Raw genomic sequence first — 19,223 nt, 5'->3', positions numbered from 1 at the left:
CAAGTGTCATCTGGGCGTAATACGCACCTGCCAGTGTCGAAGTTGCCGTCAACCAAGGAGTGATTCCACCGATGGTACGACTCGATAAGAAAGCCACTCGGCTGTATGTGTTGGACACTAATGTCCTCATCCATGACCCTTCCGCGCTTTATCACTTTGATGAGCACGATGTGGTTATCCCCATGACTGTCCTTGAGGAGCTGGATAAGCATAAGAATGGTATTCGTGAAATCGCCCGCACGGCCCGCCAGATCAGCCGTACGCTTTCTGACCTTACTAGCCAAGTCACCTTCGATGAAATTCAGCGCGGTATTCCAATCCCCCGGCTTAGTGGCGAAACAGGACGCCTGCACTTTTTATGCTACAACGATTTAAAACTCCTAGACGCGCTTGACGATAGTCCAGATAACCGCATTTTGGCGGAGACCTGCCGCCTACGCGAAGAACGCCCCGACGCCTCTGTTATTTTAATTACCAAAGATATTAACCTGCGAGTCAAAGCAGCTGCTCTGAAAGTGCCGGTCGAGGACTACTTCAATGACCGCGCTTTCTCCGACAGCGATGCGATGATTGAAGGCGCACAGATCTATGCCAGTGCAGGGCAAAATGGTGCGGCATTATGGGAAGGCCTAAACGTTGATGTCACTGTTGAGCGGATTGGTCATCACACCTTTTATCAACTTAACGGCACGATGCCACGTAACTGGCATGTAGGAATGCTAGTGTCGGATAGCGAAAACGGCGCGGAGTTCGAAGCGATTGTTCGCGAACTGGGGCCCTCTTCAGCTCGCCTTCAACTGCTCACCAACTACCGTCATCATGCCGGCGTTTGGGGGGTTCATGCCCACGACAGCCGCCAAAACTTCACCTTAAACCTACTGATGGATCCCGATATTGACCTAGTCACGATTGCGGGCAACGCAGGCACAGGTAAGACCTTTATGACGCTGGCCGCTGCCTTTCAGCAAACGCTGGATGCCAAGCTATTTGAGCGCATTGTGTTTACCCGCGCGCCGATCCCCATGGGCGAAGATATTGGCTTTCTACCTGGAACGGAGGAAGAGAAAATGTCGCCGTGGATGGGTGCATTCCACGACAACATGGATAACCTGTTACGCAACGAGGAGGGAGAATCGAGCTGGGATAATGGCGCAACGCGGCAGTTAATAGGTTCGCGAGTACAGATTCGCTCACCGAGCTTTATGCGTGGACGCACCTTAAACGATACTTTTTTAATCATTGATGAGGCGCAGAACTTCACCCCTAAACAGCTTAAATCACTGATTACGCGGGCGGGGCGTAACTCTAAGATTGTCTGTTTGGGCAACGTTGGGCAGATCGATACGCCCTACCTTACCGCAAACACCTGTGGTTTAGCCGCAGTGGTTGAACGGTTTCGCGACTGGCCCCATTCGGGGCATATCACGCTAAAAAGCGTCGAACGCTCACGTTTGGCACTAGCTGCGGAAGAACTGCTATAACCAAAACACCTCCCACCGCAGGCAGCGGTGGGAGGTGTTTATCTCAATAGACTTCAAATCAACACTTGTACTACTCGATACATTACTCCGTATCAGGGTCTTTAGTTCCACGCCATGGCTGTGGTTTACCAATCGTATCTGCCGCAAACGCCTCCCGTTCCCCCAACGGGCGAGTTTCGCCTACCGTCGTATCGTTATAGGTTTGGCGCTCCATTTCGCAGTTTACTTCTGCGCCAAAAAGAACAACAAATGCAGACAGCCAAAACCAGATCATCAGGGCTACTACCGCGCCTAACGAGCCGTAGAGTTCGCTAAAGCTAGAAAAGTAGCGCACGTATAGCGAAAGACCACCAGAGCCTAACAACCACATGACAGTCGCTAACATTGTTCCATAGCTTAGCCACCGCCACTGTGCAGAGCGCCGATAAGGCGCGAAACGGTAGAGCAGTGCAATAAGCCCACTCATCAGCACCAACAGCGCAGGCCAGCGTAGCCACTTAAAGACGCTGTTTAGTGGCGCGTCAATATCTAATGCGTCCACCACAATAGGGACGATGGCAATAAAGCCAAGCGATACCAACGTCATGATAATTAAACCAAAGGTCAGTGAAATAAGTACGGCACTGCGGTGCATTAAGCTGCGCTTTTCGGTTTCGCCATACACAACATTTAAGCCAATGACTAACACCCCAACGCCTTTGGAAGCAATGTACATGGCAATTAAAAGCCCTGCTAATGCCGCCATAATATTGCCTGATTCTGCGCTCTCCACGACCTGCTGGGCTTGCTGATCAATCAAATTAGCCGCATCCGGCGGCATAAAACGGCTAATTTCATACAGCTGCTGCCCCGCTTCATAGGGATCAAACAGTAATCCCCATAACGAAATAACCGCTGCGATAGTAGGAAACAGCGCTAATAGGGCATAAAAAGCAACACCTGCGGCCAACATGGTAATACGGTTACGACGAGCAGCGCGCATCACACGCCAGACGATATCGTGCCAGCCACGAGACGGTATATCACCGGGTGCCAAGGCATGACGACCCCGAGCAACTTTACCCATTATGCTTTCCTAGCAGGCGTTTCATCGCTGACCTTCCCACATAAGTAACGCCGCGAGTACCACGGCAAGAACCATCATCAAACCACTGGCATGGTGACGCATCCAAGACTCCGCTGACAACAGGCGTGTTAAATAGCCCATCAACGTCTCTTCAGCCTGCTGTGTTTTCACCACGCTCGACGCTTTTAGTTTGCCGCAGTAATGACTAAAACCGCGGACTGGCGCCAGCACAGTGGCTGCCCCTATAGCATAGAGCCACCATAAATCCCCTGCGGGGGGGGCTTTAACACGGCTGTTCCGCATGCATAGCCAGCCCAGTGTGGCCAAAGCCAGCCCCACAGGAAAGGGCCACATAATGCCTAACCACTCTTTAATAGGCGGCATTACTATACTGTTGGCGGGCAGCGGCAGCCAAAGTGGTGTTAGCAGTGCCGCAATGATGGCGACCAACCAAGCCCCCCACTGCCATTGATTGCTCCCGCCTTGATGGCGCTGCTGCCACTGGCGCCATAGGGCAACGCTCACCAGAGCTGCAGTGCCCACGGCGGCCCAGGTAAGTAGTTTGGTTAGCGTTTCATGATGCATCTCATAGAGCGGGCCTTTGACACTCCACTTGCTAATCAAACCCGACCCAATGGCACCCGCTAGCGAGATACCGGGCAACGCCAGCAAACCCCATATCAAAGGCAGCGGCCAACGCGGCAGATGCTCACTAATACTGGTGCCCATAAAGAGCGCCCCCTTGGCAAGCGCATGATGGGCGGCAAACAGCACCACGCCTGGCCAGAGTAACGGCCACACCTCAGGTGCGGCCAACCCCATCGCGACCAGCGCTGTTAGCATGCCCATTTGACTGATACTGGAGTAAGCCAACACCGCTTTAGGGTGGCGTTGAAACACCCCATACAGCGCTGCTGCAAAGGCCGCTACCAGCCCGGCCACCAGCATTATGTTGCCTAACTGGACCAAAGAAGCGGACACACCTGACTCCCCAAGCGGCAGTACATTTATCCAGCCTAGTAGACCTGCCTTAATCATCGCCCCACTCAGCACAGCGCTGGCGGGAGCAGGCGCCACCGGATGCGCCAGCGGCAGCCAAACATGCAGGCCAATCACGCCCGCTTTCACCCCAAACCCAAGCCACAATAATGTGGCCATCCAGACACCCTGTTCCGCCAGCAAAATACCTTCACGCACACCTTCCAGGCTGAGTGTTTCGGCCTCGCCAGCCGCCCAGAGAAGGCCGCCCAAAATAAGCCCTTCCCCGATAACAGCTAAAATTAGATAAGCTTTAGCCCCCAAACGCGCGTCCTGTGTACCGCTATGCACGACCAAGGCGTAAGCGGCAAACGTCATCAGCGCGAAGCCTAAATAGAAACTGGCGATATCCTGAGCAATGATCAGCAACACGTTACCCAATAGGGTCAGAGGCCATAGCAGCAATAAGCGTATCAAGCGACGTTGGGCGTCTTGGTCACCGGCCTGGGCCTTGGACTGTTCGGCCTTGAAATAGCCCCTGGCATGCACTGCCGCTAAACTCCACAGCAGCGCAGTAAAGGCCAGCCATGGGCGGCTTAAGGTGTTCAACTCCCATAGCCCTCCCAACATCCAAGCATCCATCACCCATTGTGCTTCACCGACGTAGGCCAGCAGTAAAGCAGGCCAGGCGGCGCTTATCCACAGCAGTGAGAAGTAGCTACCCTGCGCAACCGGGGCGCGATAGGTGTGCCATATTGCACTTCCGGCAACGCACAGCGGCCATACCAGCGACAGCGCCAGTAGCAGCGTCATCATGGCAAGTACTCCCCGATCGCGACCCGCGTTGCCCAATCCAATGGGCTAAATGGCATACCTGCCAACAGCCCTGCGCCAAGACTTGCCAATGCGGTAAACACCATTGGCCAAAGCAGCCAGCCATGAGTTTCTAAACGGCCTAACCGCTGCTCGTTCGGCCATTGCCCTTTGCCGTGCGCTGGCCCCAGCCGGAACCAGAGGCGGTGGAGAATGGGTAGAAAATACATAGCATTAAGCGTACTGCTCGCCACCAGCACCATAACCACCCAGTACATTTCAGCCTGGATGGCACCAATGCCGAGATACCACTTGGTAATAAACCCTGCCACCGGCGGCAACCCAATCATGCCCAGCGCCCCTATCGTAAAGGCAATGCTGGTCAACGGCATGCGCTTGCCAGCGCCATCCATTTCATCAATACGATGAATGCCTAGCTCCTCGGCATAGTTGCCGGCGCAGAAGAATAGAGTGACTTTCATTAAACCCTGATGGAGTAAGTGCGCCAGCGCGCCTATGGTGCCGAAAGGTCCAAACAAACTTACACCCAAGATGACATAAGAAACCTGGCTAATCGTGGAAAATGCTAGCCGAGGCTTTAACTCCGTTTGCGCAATTGCCCGCAGCGAGCCATAAATAATAGTGATGGAGGCTGCTACCGCGAGTACCGTGGTAACGCCCAGCTCGACGCTGAGCTCAATACCGTAAAGATCATAAATCACCCGCAAAATACCAAAGGCACCAGCCTTCACCACCGCCACCGCATGCAGCAGCGCGCTCACTGGCGCGGGGGCCACCATCGCTCTAGGTAACCAGCCGTGTAACGGCACCATCGCGGCCTTCACCGCAAGCCCGCCCACTAGCAGCGCAAAGATGAGCGTTAACAGGCCGCGATGATCGTTTAGGTAGTCACCTAGGCCCTCTTCAGAAGAGAAAGAATGCTCCCCGGTTAGGCTGTAGAGCAGCACCGTACCCAGTAGCAGCACCACCCCGGCGGTCAGCGTATAACGTAGATAGACCCTGCCCGCATTGAGCGCTTTATCGGTACCCGAGTGAACTACCAGCGGGTAGGTGGAAAGCGTCAACATTTCGTAGAAAATCAGAAAGGTAAACAGGTTATCGGAGAGCGCAATGCCTAGCGTACTGGCAACACACAAACTAAAGAAGCCAAAGAAGCGTTTGCGATTGGCCGAACCTTCTAAATAACCAATAGCGTAGATAGTGGTACACAGCCAAAGCAGTGACGAAAGCCCAGCGAACATTACTCCCAACGCATCCGCACGCAGCACAAAATCAATGCCGCCCACCACCTGGAAGCTGAAAACGTCTTCGTGCCCTGAGGCCACCCTTCTGACCATCAGCGTCACCAGAATAATTTTAGTGACCGCCGCCAGTAAGTTGATAATGGTGCGCGCCTTTCTGGCCTCTTCCGGAAGAGCAAAAATCACCACGGTAACCAGTAGCGAAGTCGCTAGTGCAGTGAGCGGTAACCATGCGGCATTCATACACCTCCTCCATGCATCAGCTCTAAGGGGAAGTGGGCCAACAAACCCAACGCCAATGCGATTAAAGCAAGCGTTAGCGCAATCAGGTCCATACCTGGCGCCAGCGGCTGATAGTGGTGGCGGGGCGCCGTCTCATCGAACGAGTAGCGAAATACACGGAATATATAGGCGGCGCTGAGCAGCGTGCCGATCAAAAGCGCGGCTACCGCCCACCACTGCTGAGACATCACCATCGCTTGCAACAACAGCCATTTAGCCGTAAAGCCAGCGCTGGGGGGCAAGCCCATTAAAGTGATGGCGGCAATGCCAAACACGAGCAGCGAAAGCGGCAACCGTCGACTGCTACCCGCCAAACCTTTGAGCGTACTCTCGCCTGTGGCCAGTATCAGGTTACCCGCGGCCATAAACATGGCCGCTTTAGCAAAGGCGTGGCCCATCAACTGCAGCCAAAACCCTTCCCAGGCCAAGGAGCGAGCCAGTAGCTCTATATCAGGGCCTAACAGCAGCGGAAAGACCACCATTAGGTAGCCCAACTGCGCCACCGTCGATGAAGCGACCAGGGTTTTAAGCGAATCCGTACGCCAGGCAAGCAGGCCTCCCCAAACAATCGCCAGCATCCCCAGCCAGGCAATAACGCGGGGGGCGTAGAACGTATCAGGTAATAGAATGCTCCACAGCTGTAGAAGCATAAACAGCGAGGCTTTGATGACCAGCGCGGCATGCAGCGCGCTTACTGGCGTCCAGGCACTACCGTGTACCGGTGACAGCCAGCCATGCAGGGGAAAGAGCGCCGCTTTTAACGCAAGACCTGCACCTATCAACGCGGCGGCAATCCAAGCGACCGGCCCCGGTTCAACGACCTCTGCTAAGCCCTGTAGATCCAGTCTGCCCCAGTGACCTAGAATCAGCGCCACGCCTAATAGGTAGGCAAGCGACCCCACCAGCGCCAATAGCAAATAGCGCGTGCCTGCCAGCAGCGCTTCGGCCTTTCCCGATAGCAGCAGCATACCCACCGCCGCCAACCCCATTAGCTCTAGGGCAAGGTAAAGGGTGAGTAGATCCGTGGCTAGCCAGATTAGCGAGAGCGCACTAATGAGTACGCCCATCAAAGGCCATAACCAGCGCCCCAATGGGTCAGTGGCAGTTAAACGCAGTTGTCCAGGTGTATAGAGCGCGGCAGCAAATCCAATCCACTGCGTCATTAACAGCAACAAAACGCTAAGCCCGTTTAAGCGCAGCGCTATGCTGACGCCGAGGATTTCCCACTGCCACTGCAGTAGCTGTACTTGAGCAACCGCGGACAACAACATCACGCCAGAAGCCAATACCGGAACACTAGCTAACGCCACCGGCCAAGCTTTTTTGGGTGGCAATAATGCCGCTAAGAGACCTAATAAAAGTGGTAAACAGAGGGCAATGAGTAGCGCCCAATGGGTGGTTACCAGCGGCTCAAAGGTGCTATCGAAGAGGCCAAAACGCCAGGTCATTTAGCCTCCTTCTTAGGCTCGCCGTCATGCCCCAAGGCCTCGACGCCCTCTAAATGTAACAGCTGCCTAATCAGCAAGGCCGCCAGCATCGACCCCAGCCATGCAATACACAGCCCTACGGTAATCAGCGCCTGGGCCGCCGGAGAGGTTCCTGCAACGCCAGCCAACAGCATAAATACCCCAGAGCCAAGAATATTAAATGCAAGTAAACGGCGTAAAAGATGGCGATGTAAAGCAAACGCCCCCAACGCACAGGCGATAATAATGATGCCTGCCAATAGCAGCGGATGTTCAGTAGGTGAGTACACCATTTCGGCAATGACATAGCGGATCGCCGCACCGACCATCACAAACCAGCCAAGCGCCAATACCAGCCGTGCGACTGCCCGCGCCCAGGGTTCGTGAAAGTTATCGCGCGTTAGTGTTGGGGAAGTGTCAGGAGAGAAAATACCCAGCGCATGAAAAAAGCATAAGCCGGTTAATACAACCCCTAACAACAGCTCAGCGGCGGCCAGCCAAGGCGCGCCTAGCAGCCACCAAGCTAAGGTCATGGTGACAGCAAACACCATAAAAAAGCAGCAGGCGCGCACCAGGTGTCGATCAAATAGGCAAGCTAGCGCTGCCACCGTTAAGCAGAGCGCTAGTAGCGTTTCTAATGCATCAAAGGAAGCTATCATTCGCTTTCGCTACGTCCTTGTATCGCTCACGAAAAGGCGCTTAGCTTAGGCGTGTGCTTAGCCATTTACCAATATCGCTAACCTGTTGGGGACAAAGCGCGTGAGCCATCGGGTATTGGCGGTAATTGACGGAATAGCCCATGCCTTTCAAACGGTCGACACCGCTTCGCCCCAGGCTTTCAGGAACGATGGGGTCGAAGCTGCCGTGCTGCACTTCAATCGGGATTTGTCGATTGGCTTCTGCAAGGTCGATATTGTCAGCGGTAGCAAAGTACGTCGACATAGCCAGTAAACCACCCAGCGGCGCAGGGAAGGAGAGCGCGGCTTGATAGGCAACGGCTCCACCTTGAGAAAAGCCCGCCACTATAATGCGTCGGCTGTCGATACCCTGGTCAATCTGCTCTTGAATAAGCGCCTGGATTCGCTCAGCGGATTTCTTAAGCTGGCCTTCATCGACTCGACGGCCCAAGTCCATGGCCAAAATATCATACCAAGCGGGCATCACCATGCCGCCGTTAATTGTTACAGCTAAGCGTGGCGCATGAGGCATGATAAAACGTACGTGCGACTCTTTCGGCAGTGCCAGGGCAGGCACTAGCGGTTCAAAATCGTGTCCGTCAGCACCCAAGCCGTGAATAATAAATACGCACGCATCGGCGGGTTGACCATTTTTCGGCTCAATAATCAGTTCGCCAGGAGCAGTCATGGAATCCAGTTCCTTAATCTAAAAGCGCCACCCTAGCGCAATCCAGCGTTAACCGCGAGCGATGAACGCTTAAAATGACCAACACCTGTTTAAAATGGCCACACCAACGGTATCAAAGATAAGGCGATCGCACCGGTCAGCACATTCAAACCGCCTCCTACGCGAAGAAAATCACTAACGCGGTAACCACCAGGGCCATACACCATAAGATTGGTTTGATAGCCGATGGGCGTTAGAAAACTGGCCGAAGCGGCAAACATTACCGCTACCACATAGGGCATCGGGCTTACACCCAAGCTCTCTGCTGCACTCATTACCACCGGAAAAATAATCACCGCTGCGGCGTTATTGGTCACAAGCTCGGTGAGTAGCGCGACGACACAGTAGGTGCCAATAAGCAGTAACAGAGGGTTACCCGCCACCAAGGTTAATAAACCACCGCCAATCACCTCAGCCGCACCGGAGCTTTGCAGCGCCGCACCTACACCAAACGAAGCGGCAATAGTAAGCAGCACCTGGGTGTCCAGGCCACGTTTGGCAGCACCCACTGAGCAACAGCCAGTGAGCAGTGACAACGCTGCGCCCAGCATGGCGGCATTAAGCATGCTCAGCACACCGAAAGCAGCGAGCAGCACTGCGCTTAATAAAATACCCCAAGCCAACAGTGCTTTTTCATGTATGGGTCGCGCCGCGCCATTCAGCTCACTAATCAGCAGGAAGTCTCTTGACTGGCGGTGACGCTCGATAAACGGTGGGCGGGCTTCAAGCAACAGCACATCGGCAGGCTGCAGGCGCACTTGACCTAGGTTCCCTTTAACGCGCTCGCCACCACGGCAGATCGCCAGCACCGCTGCCCCATAAAGAGTTCTAAAGTGGCCATCGCGAATACGCTGGCCGATAAACTGGCACTGATTAGACACCACTGCCTCTACCAATCGGCGCTCTTTAAACTCTTTCTCCAGGCTAGAGGTGTCATCTCGGGAAGGAATCAAGCCGCGAATTTGCTGCAACTCCACCGCCGCATCAGAAGTACCTGCAAACACCAGCCGGTCGCCACCTTTTAAGCGCTCCCCCGGACCCACTACGCTGACCACGTTACCCGCGCGCTCAATCTCAACCAGAAACAGCTCTTGTAAGTGACGCAGCCCCGCCTCTTCAACGCTGCGATCAACCAGCACCCCATCGGGATCCACTTCCATTTCGATAGTGAACTCACGGGGGTTAGCAAACGCGTTGGCCAGCCCTTCCCTGGCAGGTAATAGGCGTGGTCCTAGCACAATCAGATAGCCGAGCCCCACCAACGCCACGGGGATACCCACCCAGGCTAAATCCAGCAGGCCCATGCCAAGTTCAGGGTAACGCTCTAGCAATAGCCCATGCACTACCAAGTTGGTACTAGTACCAAACAAGGTGATAGTGCCCCCCAGAATAGAAGCGAAGCTTAGCGGCATCAGTAGCCGCTGGGGAGATATGCGTAACCGACGGCTCCAGCTCATGACTGCCGGAATGTAGGTAGCGACCACGGGGGTGTTATTGACAAAACCGCTCAGCGTTGCCACAGGTAGTACTAAACGCGTCAGCGCTCCCCTTTCGCTTTTGGGGCGCCCCAACACGTAACGAATAATCAGATCGATACCGCCCGTTTCACGAATGCTTGCCACCAGCACATACATAAAGGCAACAGTAAACAAGCCGCTATTGGAGAATCCTCCCAGCGCTTGCTGGGGGTCAATCACGCCAAGCGTCATTAGAAAAATAACCGCGCCAAGCAGAATAATATCCGGCCCCAGGCGTGAAAACGCCATCAGCGGGAAAATAGTCAGTACCACCCCCACTGCAATCCAAGCATCCAGCGACATCGCCACTTCATCCTTAACAATCAGAATTCAGGTAAATGAACATGGAGCTATTGTGAGGCCAATTCTATATTCTAAAAAGTTATTTTTAGAAACACTTAAAGATCAAAATGGAATATACGGAGGTGTGAGGTGTGAGGTGTGAGGTGTGAGGTGTGAGGTGTGAGGCAAGCCTAAAGCTCAAAAACAAAAAACCCCGCACTTGGCGAGGTTTTCTGGTCAATCATCGCTAAGCGGTGATTATTAACATCTTAAAGCTTAAGAATTAACTTAAACTACTTTGATGTTAGAAGCCTGAAGGCCTTTTTTACCCTGGGTAACGTCGAAGGAAACCTTCTGACCGTCTTGCAGAGATTTGAAACCTTCAGACTGAATTTCAGAGAAATGCGCGAACAGGTCGTCGCCATTGTCATCAGGAGAAATGAAGCCGAAGCCTTTAGTGTCGTTAAACCACTTAACTGTGCCAGTTGCCATGATTGAATTCCTCAATTTAGCTAATTAAAACCGGGTAATACCCGAATTGCAGTGGGTAGAACAAGAAACTTTCACCAGATTTAACGCTTGAGGCGCTTCTATACTGCTGACAACGTTCGACTTGCTAACCAACTGCCGGTAGTTTGCGCCTAACCCATGCGCTCGTCAACACTCCGATAAAAACATCGCGTTAATCATTATGTGACTAACGCCCAGACAACATCCAGCCAGCAGCTTTCTCCGCTATCATCAGCGTGGGCGAGTTAGTATTACCGCTGGTAATGGTCGGCATAACCCCTGCATCAGCCACCCGAAGCCCCCTGATACCGCGCACTCTCAGTTGTGCATCTACCACGGCCATTTCATCATCCTCACGCCCCATACGTGTGGTGCCCACGGGGTGAAAAATCGTCGTACCAATATCACCCGCCAAACGAGCTAATTCATCGTCAGTTTGATACTCGGCGCCCGGTTTCACTTCTTCTGGCGCATATTTAGCGAACGCTGGCTGTTGTGCTATCCGCCGCGTCACCCGCAATGAGTCCGCCGCCACCTTGCGATCTTCTGGCGTACTCAGGTAGTTAGGCGAAATGGCGGGCGCTTGGCGCGGGTCACTACTTTTAAGCCGCACCGTGCCTCGGCTGGTCGGGTTCAAATTGCATACGCTAGCGGTAATTGCCGGGTACGGGTGTAACGGTTGACCAAAGGCTTCCAGACTTAGTGGCTGCACATGGTATTGAATATTGGGATGCGTTTGCTCTGCCCCACTGCGAGTAAACGCGCCCAACTGCGAAGGCGCCATACTCATCGGCCCAGAGCGTTTAAGCAGATACTCAAGGCCAATCCCCGCTTTACCCAGCAAAGTGCTAGCCATGGCATTCAGGGTTTTGCCATTGGTGATTTTATATATCGAACGAATCTGCAGATGATCCTGCAGGTTCTCCCCCACCCCAGGCAGTTCATGCATTAACTCAATACCGTGTTCCCGCAGCAGCTCGGCTGGCCCCACACCAGAAAGCTGGAGTAGATGCGGTGAGCCAATCGCGCCCGCGCAGAGCACTACTTCTCCACCACCCTCTTCCCCGTTCACCATGGCGCGCTGGGTTTTACCATCACGCTCTACTTCTACGCCAATACAACGCAGCGTGTCCGCGTGTTCAAAAGCCTGTCTATCAAAAAGCAGGCGATTGACCTGGGTGGAGTGCCAGAGCGTTAAATTGCTACGCTTAAGCGCAGGCCGCAAAAACGCTTTAGCGGTATTCCAACGCCACCCCGAACGCTGATTGACGTCAAAGTAGGCCACGCCCTCATTTGACCCCCGATTGAAATCGTCGGTACGTGGAATACCCGCCTGCACAGCAGCCTCGGCAAAATCATCCAATACTTGCCATTTGAGGCGCTGTTTTTCGACCCGCCATTCGCCACCATGGCCATGAAAATCTCGATGACGCGCATCAGCATCTCCATTAGCATCAAGGCGATAGTGGTCTTCATGCTTAATAAAGTCGGGTAAGCAGTTCTCCCAGCGCCAGGCATCATCACCGGTAACCTCGGCCCAGTGATCATAGTCTCGCGCTTGGCCACGCATATAAATCATGCCGTTGATGCTGGAACAGCCGCCCAAAATCTTACCGCGGGGATAGATCAATGAACGGCCGTTAAGTCCTTTGTCAGGCTCAGTGCGAAACAGCCAGTCGGTGCGTGGATTGTTAATGCAGTAAAGATACCCCACCGGGATATGAATCCAGTGGTAATTATCGCGACCACCGGCCTCTATCAACAGCACCTTATTGTTCGGATTGGCGCTCAACCGGTTGGCCAGCAGGCACCCGGCGGTACCTGCTCCCACAATGATATAGTCGAAATTGTTATTAGTTGATTCTGACATGCACTGACTCCCGTAACGTATAGGCGTTACTTCGCCGTAGGCATCACAAACTCAGCGCCAGCATCAATGGAATCAGACCAACGCTGCATAATCGACTTCTGCTTGGTGTAGAAACGCACCCCCTCTTCGCCGTAAGCATGGGTATCGCCAAACAGCGAGCGCTTCCAGCCACCAAAGCCGTGCCACGCCATCGGCACCGGAATGGGTACATTAATACCCACCATGCCGACCTGAATTCGACGGCCAAACTCCCGCGCCACACTACCGCTTTCGGTGAAGCAACTAACGCCGTTGCCAAATTCGTGGTCGTTAATCAATTGAATGGCCGTGGCGATATCCGGAACACGTACACAGACCAGCACCGGCCCAAAAATCTCTTCTTTATAAATCGTCATCTCGGGGGTGACATTGTCAAACAGCGTGCCGCCCATCCAGAAACCTTCAGCGCAGTCGTTACCCGCCGCTGCCGTATCAAAAGTGCGGCCGTCAACTACCAACTCAGCACCTTCGGCCACGCCTTTTTCGATATAACCGGTAATCCGCTCATGGGCCTGGCGGGTGACAATCGGGCCCATTTCCGCATCCAGCTGCATACCGTCTTTTACTTTCAGCGCCTTAGCACGCTCTGCCAATGCTGGAACAACCTTGTCGGCTACGTCACCCACCAACACCGCCACACTAATCGCCATGCAGCGCTCACCCGCAGAACCATAGGCAGCACCGATCAGCGCATCAACGGCTTTATCCAGATGCGCATCCGGCATCACCACCATATGATTCTTAGCCCCACCCAATGCCTGGATGCGCTTGCCGTTGCGCGCACCGCGCTCGTAGATCAAATTTGCAATAGGTGTCGAACCCACAAACGACAGCGCTTTAACCTTAGGATGATCGATCAGCGCTTCCACCGAGTATTTATCACCCTGAACGACGTTGAACACGCCGTCAGGCAGGCCTGCCTGTTTAAGCAGGTCGGCCATTAACAACGATGCACTAGGATCAAGCGGGCTAGGCTTAAGAATAAACGTATTACCGGCGGCAATGGCGACCGGGAACATCCACATTGGCACCATGGCCGGGAAGTTAAACGGCGTTATACCAGCCACCACACCTAACGGCTGGCGCATGGTCCAGTTGTCGATGCCGGTGCTGACCTGCTCGGTGTAATCGCCCTTAAGCAATTGCGGGATACCACAGGCGAACTCAACAATATCAATACCGCGGGCCACTTCACCTTGGGCATCGGTGAATACCTTGCCGTGCTCTTTGGTAATCGCTTCAGCTAGCTCATCTTTATGGACATTTAGCAGCTCTAGAAACTTGAACATCACCCGAGCGCGGCGAATGGGCGGTGTATCAGCCCAGGCGGGAAAGGCGGCTTCTGCCGCTTCCACAGCGGTATTGACATCTTTTGATGACGCCAGCGACACACGGCCAGATACACGGCCGTTGGCAGGGTTAAATACGTCCTGTGAATTTGTAGACTCGCCAGCGGTGACCTGGCCATTAATAAAGTGTTGAATCGCTGTTGTTGTCATGGGGCTACCTGTTTATTAAGAACACATGTCAGCCTAGCCTACTGGGCTCTACCAACGGATCAATTGAGTTATTTAAAAGCCAGTTATAAGCTCTGCTAATATCACTGCCACTTTGACTGCACTGCGCTGAGGGCCTTTATGCAAGACTACGCCACACTGCGCGCCTTCGTGGCCGTTGCAAGAACAGGTAGCGTGTCACGCGCCGCTGAGCAGTTACACCTAACACAGCCTGCCATTAGCCTAAAGTTGAAGCAGCTGCAGGCGAATTTAGGGCTTACGTTGTTCAATCGACGGCCCCAGGGCCTCGCTCTTACGGCTGATGGTCATACGCTGTTACCTGCCGCCGAGAAAGCCTTGGCGAGTGGGCAGGCGTTTGAGCAAATCGCGGGAGCACTGCACAACACCCTGCGTGGCAAGCTTGCGATTGGCACCATTGTCGACCCTGAATTTCTGCGTTTGGGCGCGTTTCTAAGCCGCCTAATGGCACGCGCGCCTCAATTAGAAACAGAGCTACACCATGGTATGAGCGGCAGCGTGTTAAGCCGCGTTGCACAGGGACACCTCGACGTTGGTTTTTACCTGGCACCACCTGGCGAAGGCCCAGGGCAAGATGCCCTTGCCTGGCGAGAGCTCACGCATTTTGATTATCACGTCATTGCCCCGGCAGGCTGGGAAAGCCGTTTGGTTGATACCCGTTGGGAGCAGTTGGCGGCACTGCCCTGGATTGTTACCCCGCAAGACTCAGCACACCATCGTCTACTCAAACAGGCGATGGCGCCGAGCGGGGCGATACCCAACCGGGTAGCCCAGGTCGACCAAGAAGCCTGTATGTTGGATTTAGTGCGGGCAGGGGTTGGTTTAAGTCTAGCTCGGGACGCGCTGGCGATGACCGAACGCCAAGAGAGTGGCCTAGCCGTCGCGGAGAATATTCGGTTGCCCTGCGCGCTAAGCTTTATTTGGCGTCACGATAGCGCCGCCGAATCGACGGTGAACGCTGCGCTCAGTACGCTAGACGAGGTATGGCCTCATCGGCTGAGCTAGCGTGTAAAGAAGTGGAGTTCCAAGCGACTAATAGACTCAAATGCGATACCTCGCCACCGCCACTGGAGTGCTCTTTAATGACAAGGTTTACGCTTTTGCGTCCATTCTTGCTTTGCACGGTAGCCACTGCGGGTTTAGCCACTGCGTCGCTTGATGCCCAATCCTCTCAAGCCCACTCCTCTCAAGCTCCCTCCCCTCAAGGGCAAACCAATGCAGAAGCAACCTTTGCCGGTGGCTGCTTTTGGTGTATGGAGCCGCCTTACGATAACCAACCAGGCGTTAGTGCCACCATTTCTGGCTACATTGGCGGCGAGCTTGAGAACCCTACCTATGAAGATATCGCCCGGGGCGACACTGGCCACGCCGAGGTAGTAAAGGTCGTGTACGACTCGGAACAGATCAGCTATGAGCAATTACTAGCGATTTTCTGGCGCAATATTGACCCCTTTGCGGTTGACCGCCAGTTCTGCGACGTAGGCGATCAATACCGTTCCGCGATTTTCTATCACGATGAAGCACAGCGTGAACTGGCTGAAGCGTCCAAGGTGGAAATGGAGGCTCGTTTTGACCGGGAAATCGCCACCCAGATAGTACCGGCTACCACGTTCTGGCCCGCCGAGGAGTACCACCAGGATTATTATCAAAAGAACCCGGTACGCTATAAGTTCTACCGCTACAGCTGTGGTCGCGATGCCCGCTTAGAAGAAGTTTGGGGAGAAGAAGCGGGGGGTCCTACATTTGAGTAGAACGCTCTTTTCGCGCTCATAAATGGAACTGATTGATCACACTACTGCCTGAAAGTGAGCGCCTATATTAGGCATAAACTAGGCATTGACGCTCTTTTTGTACTAAGGTGGTTGAACATTAGAAGTAGACCGGTCGATTAAACGCGCAGGAGCTGAGCGTTTTGACCAAAACGTTGATCTGAAGATAGGAGATCTTATGAGCAACAGCATTAAGACAATTAACCCAAGCAATGGTGAAACCCTCGAAACCTACGCATTGATGAGCAGCGCAGAGGCCAAGCAGGTCGTGGATGACTGCTACGAGGCGTTTCTCGATTGGCGTCTTGAATCTTTGGAAAGCCGTGCTAAAACAGTAAAAGCGATTGGCCAAGCGCTGCAGGACCACAAAGAAGAGCTTGCAGACTTGATGGTCAAAGAGATGGGGAAACTACCCTCTCAAGCCCGCCAGGAAGTTGATCTATGTACCGGTATCTGTGACTACACCGCTGAACATGGCCCCAAAAAACTGGCCGATGAAGAGCGCCAGCCTGGCAATGGCGAACGCGGCTTTGTCACCTACTCACCGATGGGTGTGATCTACGGTATTCAGCCGTGGAACTTCCCTGCGTATCAGGTAGTGCGCTACTCGATTGCCAATATAATGGCCGGTAACGGCGTACTGCTTAAGCATGCAGAAAATGTTACAGGCAGTGGTTTACTGCTAGAAAAAATCTATCGTGAAGCTGGCCTTCCGAAAAATGTATTCCGTACGTTAGTGATTTCACACGACGTTTCTGATGAAGTCATCGAACACTCTGCCGTGCGTGGTGTAACGCTAACCGGTAGCGACGGTGCAGGACGCAAGGTGGGCGCTAAAGCCGCTGAGAACCTGAAAAAGACCGTTCTTGAGCTGGGCTCTAACGATGCTTACCTAGTGCTTGATGATGCCAATATGGATGTGGCTATCGACACCTGCGTTCAAGGGCGCGTCTTCAATGGAGGCCAAACCTGCGTTGCCGCTAAGCGCTTTGTAGTGACCGAGAAAAACTACGAGACGTTTAAACAGCGCTATGTTAAACGCATGCAAGCATTAAAAGCTGGCGACCCCACCAACGAAGACAGCGATCTTGGCCCAATGGCACGCGTTGACCTACGCGATGGCCTCCACGATCAAGTGGAAGAGAGCGTGCGCAAAGGAGCGAAGATCCTGTGTGGCGGCGAGAAGCCATCAGGTAAAGGCGCGTTTTACCCGGTCACCGTGTTGGATAACGTCACACCTGGTCAGCCAGCCTATGACGACGAACTGTTTGGCCCCGTCGCTGCGCTGATTCGTGCTAAAGATGACGAAGACGCAATGCGCATTGCCAACGACAGCCGTTACGGCCTGGGCGGCGGTATTATCTCTAAAGACGTTAAACGCGCAACAAAGCTTGCAAGCCAATACTTCGATACCGGCATGGTGTTTATCAACGGTTTTGGCGTGGCGACACCAGAAATGCCCTTTGGCGGCGTTAAAGACTCTGGCTACGGCCGTGAGCATGGCGGTTTTGGCATGCTTGAGTTCGTTAACGTTAAGTCGGTGATTGTCGTTCAAGAGTGAGTGATAAACGCTCTAAACCGTAGGCGTTAAAAAAACAGCGCCGTCAGCCTATCGATTAGGCTGACGGCGTTTTTTTATCACACGTTATAGCGTTCAGGCATGCTGAGACGTACGGTGCTGCCACAGTTTTAACACTAGTACAATGACAACCCAGCTCACCAGTGCAGCAATAACGTCGTCTAACACAATACCAAAGCCGCCCTGCACATACTCCGTAAAATGAATCGGCGGTGGTTTTAACGCATCAAAAAAGCGATAGACAACGAAGGCCATTGCCATTACCAGCGGATGGCGTGCGGCCTTTATCCCTATTACAGCGAGCGGAAAGGCCACATATTCATCGGCCACGATACTGCCATGGTCGGCACCCGCAAACTGAAGCGAAGCGAAGTGGCATACCGGAATAGCCAACGCTATTAGTACAGCGAGAATCGCACCCTGCTGCCCAAGCGGCCGCCCCAAAAGCCACCACGCCAGCGGTATACCCAGCAATGAACCAAAAGTACCCGGTGCAATGGGCGAAAGCCCTAAGCCAAACCCAATCGCTACCCAGAAATTAAGCGTTTCCAGCATTAACCTGCCTGCTGCGCTTGACGCTCAAGCTCTGAAGTCATCTCTTTGGGCAAATTAAGGGCGCTTGCCAACTGATCAAGCCATGCACGCTCCATGGGGTTTTGATCATCCGTGACGGCAACACTAATTAGGTACATTTCCCGCGCAGCCTGAGGAGAATCCGCTTCACGGGCCAGGGCTTGTGCATCTAACGGCGCTTTAAGCTGCTGCGCTACCCAGTTATGCATTTCTTGATCAGCACCAAGCGCATCAATCTGCTCGGTGATCAGCGCCTGCTCTTGCTCATCAATATGGCCATCAGCCCGGGCGGCCATAATCATCGCTTGCAGCAGCTCAAGACTGCGGCGCTCTTGGTACTCACCGGAAAGCACTTCTACCCGCTCGCCTTCGGCGACGCTTTGAGCACTACCTGCACTACCCTCTTTTGCCGCCTGAGAGCTTTGCCACGCCTTCCACGCCAGCATGCCTACCCCGGCAATGGCGCCATACTTTAATGCCTTGCTACCCATGCTACGGCCACGCTTGGACCCCACCAACATACCCATGGCACCACCGCCCAGCAGGCTTTTCATATCAAAACCGCCGGTGGTACCACCCCCTTGAGTAGCGCCACCCAGCTGCTTAGAGAGCCCGCTCAGCATGCCTTTAACATCGACACCGCTGCTATTGCCACCCTGCTGACCACCGCTGGCTTGCTGCATGAGCTGCTGTAAAATTTTGCTTGCGTTCATCCTTGTACTCCTAAGTAGCTGTTATCTTTAGGGCCCGTTTGACGTTATAAAACATGCTTTATGAACGCAGCATGAATTAACGCT

General features: G+C 53.7%; 16 protein-coding genes. 4 read left to right on the top strand and 12 right to left on the bottom strand.

Annotation, left to right across the window (positions count from 1 at the left end; all coding sequences use genetic code 11):
• The first annotated feature begins 71 nt into the window (after positions 1 to 71).
• Positions 72 to 1,481, top strand: coding sequence for a PhoH family protein (locus ACQKE4_RS13770; protein ID WP_427388961.1), 1,410 nt, complete (start codon positions 72 to 74; stop codon positions 1,479 to 1,481).
• 82 nt (positions 1,482 to 1,563) lie between these two features.
• On the opposite strand, the gene ACQKE4_RS13765 is transcribed toward ACQKE4_RS13770, so the two are convergent.
• The 10 genes from ACQKE4_RS13765 to ACQKE4_RS13720 form a co-directional block, all read right to left on the bottom strand.
• Positions 1,564 to 2,547, bottom strand: a complete 984-nt coding sequence (locus ACQKE4_RS13765) for a YihY/virulence factor BrkB family protein (RefSeq protein WP_427388959.1) — start codon at positions 2,545 to 2,547, stop codon at positions 1,564 to 1,566.
• A gap of 21 nt (positions 2,548 to 2,568) precedes the next feature.
• A complete protein-coding gene (locus tag ACQKE4_RS13760; RefSeq protein ID WP_427388957.1) occupies positions 2,569 to 4,341 on the bottom strand; it encodes a proton-conducting transporter membrane subunit in 1,773 nt (590 codons plus the stop codon).
• Positions 4,338 to 5,843, bottom strand: coding sequence for a proton-conducting transporter membrane subunit (locus ACQKE4_RS13755; protein ID WP_427388955.1), 1,506 nt, complete (start codon positions 5,841 to 5,843; stop codon positions 4,338 to 4,340). Before ACQKE4_RS13755 ends, ACQKE4_RS13760 begins: the two co-directional genes overlap by 4 nt.
• Positions 5,840 to 7,330 carry a complex I subunit 5 family protein gene (locus ACQKE4_RS13750; RefSeq protein WP_427388953.1) on the bottom strand — a complete coding sequence of 497 codons (1,491 nt, stop codon included), beginning with the start codon at positions 7,328 to 7,330 and terminating at the stop codon, positions 5,840 to 5,842. Before ACQKE4_RS13750 ends, ACQKE4_RS13755 begins: the two co-directional genes overlap by 4 nt.
• Positions 7,327 to 8,007, bottom strand: a complete 681-nt coding sequence (locus ACQKE4_RS13745; RefSeq protein WP_427388952.1) for a hydrogenase subunit MbhD domain-containing protein — start codon at positions 8,005 to 8,007, stop codon at positions 7,327 to 7,329. Before ACQKE4_RS13745 ends, ACQKE4_RS13750 begins: the two co-directional genes overlap by 4 nt.
• A gap of 40 nt (positions 8,008 to 8,047) precedes the next feature.
• Entirely contained in the window at positions 8,048 to 8,713 is a 666-nt protein-coding gene (locus ACQKE4_RS13740) for an alpha/beta hydrolase (RefSeq protein ID WP_427388950.1), read from the bottom strand.
• 89 nt (positions 8,714 to 8,802) lie between these two features.
• Entirely contained in the window at positions 8,803 to 10,572 is a 1,770-nt protein-coding gene (locus ACQKE4_RS13735) for an SLC13 family permease (RefSeq protein WP_427388949.1), read from the bottom strand.
• Positions 10,573 to 10,839: 267 nt separating this feature from the next.
• A complete protein-coding gene (locus tag ACQKE4_RS13730; protein WP_008958127.1) occupies positions 10,840 to 11,043 on the bottom strand; it encodes a cold-shock protein in 204 nt (67 codons plus the stop codon).
• Between the two features lie 205 nt (positions 11,044 to 11,248).
• On the bottom strand, positions 11,249 to 12,931 hold the full coding sequence (locus ACQKE4_RS13725; protein ID WP_427388947.1) for a GMC family oxidoreductase: 1,683 nt from the start codon (positions 12,929 to 12,931) through the stop codon (positions 11,249 to 11,251).
• Positions 12,932 to 12,957: 26 nt separating this feature from the next.
• The gene (locus tag ACQKE4_RS13720; protein WP_427388946.1) at positions 12,958 to 14,469 is read right to left on the bottom strand and encodes a CoA-acylating methylmalonate-semialdehyde dehydrogenase; all 1,512 of its coding nucleotides are present in this window, start codon (positions 14,467 to 14,469) and stop codon (positions 12,958 to 12,960) included.
• A gap of 138 nt (positions 14,470 to 14,607) precedes the next feature.
• Between ACQKE4_RS13720 and ACQKE4_RS13715 the strand changes: the two genes are divergently transcribed.
• The 3 genes from ACQKE4_RS13715 (at position 14,608) to ACQKE4_RS13705 (ending at position 17,835) form a co-directional block, all read left to right on the top strand.
• Positions 14,608 to 15,510: a LysR family transcriptional regulator gene (locus tag ACQKE4_RS13715; protein ID WP_427388945.1), complete on the top strand. Its 903-nt coding sequence runs from the start codon at positions 14,608 to 14,610 to the stop codon at positions 15,508 to 15,510.
• A 77-nt stretch (positions 15,511 to 15,587) separates the two neighbouring features.
• Positions 15,588 to 16,256, top strand: a complete 669-nt coding sequence (gene msrA, locus ACQKE4_RS13710; RefSeq protein ID WP_427388944.1) for a peptide-methionine (S)-S-oxide reductase MsrA — start codon at positions 15,588 to 15,590, stop codon at positions 16,254 to 16,256.
• Positions 16,257 to 16,452: 196 nt separating this feature from the next.
• Positions 16,453 to 17,835: an NAD-dependent succinate-semialdehyde dehydrogenase gene (locus ACQKE4_RS13705; RefSeq protein WP_427388943.1), complete on the top strand. Its 1,383-nt coding sequence runs from the start codon at positions 16,453 to 16,455 to the stop codon at positions 17,833 to 17,835.
• Positions 17,836 to 17,928: 93 nt separating this feature from the next.
• Here ACQKE4_RS13705 and ACQKE4_RS13700 read toward each other — a convergent pair whose 3' ends face one another.
• Positions 17,929 to 18,408: a phosphatidylglycerophosphatase A family protein gene (locus ACQKE4_RS13700; protein WP_427388942.1), complete on the bottom strand. Its 480-nt coding sequence runs from the start codon at positions 18,406 to 18,408 to the stop codon at positions 17,929 to 17,931.
• Complete coding sequence (locus ACQKE4_RS13695; protein WP_427388940.1) at positions 18,408 to 19,139, bottom strand: tellurite resistance TerB family protein; 732 nt, start codon at positions 19,137 to 19,139, stop codon at positions 18,408 to 18,410. The genes ACQKE4_RS13700 and ACQKE4_RS13695 overlap by 1 nt, the downstream gene beginning before the upstream one ends.
• Positions 19,140 to 19,223: the final 84 nt, after the last annotated feature.

The organism is Halomonas sp. NPDC076908, from assembly GCF_050269715.1.
In the GTDB taxonomy this organism is placed as follows: domain Bacteria; phylum Pseudomonadota; class Gammaproteobacteria; order Pseudomonadales; family Halomonadaceae; genus Vreelandella.
Note: the sequence above shows the minus strand (reverse complement) of the source record. Positions and strands in the feature narration are given on the sequence as shown.

Bases quoted from the DNA above. Each gene is read 5' to 3' on its own strand.
- ACQKE4_RS13705 (WP_427388943.1), top strand. From the start codon at position 16,453: ATGAGCAACAGCATTAAGACAATTAACCCAAGCAATGGTGAAACCCTC.
- ACQKE4_RS13740 (WP_427388950.1), bottom strand. From the start codon at position 8,713: ATGACTGCTCCTGGCGAACTGATTATTGAGCCGAAAAATGGTCAACCC.
- ACQKE4_RS13720 (WP_427388946.1), bottom strand. From the start codon at position 14,469: ATGACAACAACAGCGATTCAACACTTTATTAATGGCCAGGTCACCGCT.
- msrA (WP_427388944.1), top strand. From the start codon at position 15,588: ATGACAAGGTTTACGCTTTTGCGTCCATTCTTGCTTTGCACGGTAGCC.
- ACQKE4_RS13695 (WP_427388940.1), bottom strand. From the start codon at position 19,139: ATGAACGCAAGCAAAATTTTACAGCAGCTCATGCAGCAAGCCAGCGGT.
- ACQKE4_RS13745 (WP_427388952.1), bottom strand. From the start codon at position 8,007: ATGATAGCTTCCTTTGATGCATTAGAAACGCTACTAGCGCTCTGCTTA.
- ACQKE4_RS13770 (WP_427388961.1), top strand. From the start codon at position 72: ATGGTACGACTCGATAAGAAAGCCACTCGGCTGTATGTGTTGGACACT.
- ACQKE4_RS13755 (WP_427388955.1), bottom strand. From the start codon at position 5,843: ATGAATGCCGCATGGTTACCGCTCACTGCACTAGCGACTTCGCTACTG.
- ACQKE4_RS13715 (WP_427388945.1), top strand. From the start codon at position 14,608: ATGCAAGACTACGCCACACTGCGCGCCTTCGTGGCCGTTGCAAGAACA.
- ACQKE4_RS13730 (WP_008958127.1), bottom strand. From the start codon at position 11,043: ATGGCAACTGGCACAGTTAAGTGGTTTAACGACACTAAAGGCTTCGGC.
- ACQKE4_RS13700 (WP_427388942.1), bottom strand. From the start codon at position 18,408: ATGCTGGAAACGCTTAATTTCTGGGTAGCGATTGGGTTTGGCTTAGGG.
- ACQKE4_RS13735 (WP_427388949.1), bottom strand. From the start codon at position 10,572: ATGTCGCTGGATGCTTGGATTGCAGTGGGGGTGGTACTGACTATTTTC.
- ACQKE4_RS13760 (WP_427388957.1), bottom strand. From the start codon at position 4,341: ATGATGACGCTGCTACTGGCGCTGTCGCTGGTATGGCCGCTGTGCGTT.
- ACQKE4_RS13725 (WP_427388947.1), bottom strand. From the start codon at position 12,931: ATGTCAGAATCAACTAATAACAATTTCGACTATATCATTGTGGGAGCA.
- ACQKE4_RS13750 (WP_427388953.1), bottom strand. From the start codon at position 7,330: ATGACCTGGCGTTTTGGCCTCTTCGATAGCACCTTTGAGCCGCTGGTA.
- ACQKE4_RS13765 (WP_427388959.1), bottom strand. From the start codon at position 2,547: ATGGGTAAAGTTGCTCGGGGTCGTCATGCCTTGGCACCCGGTGATATA.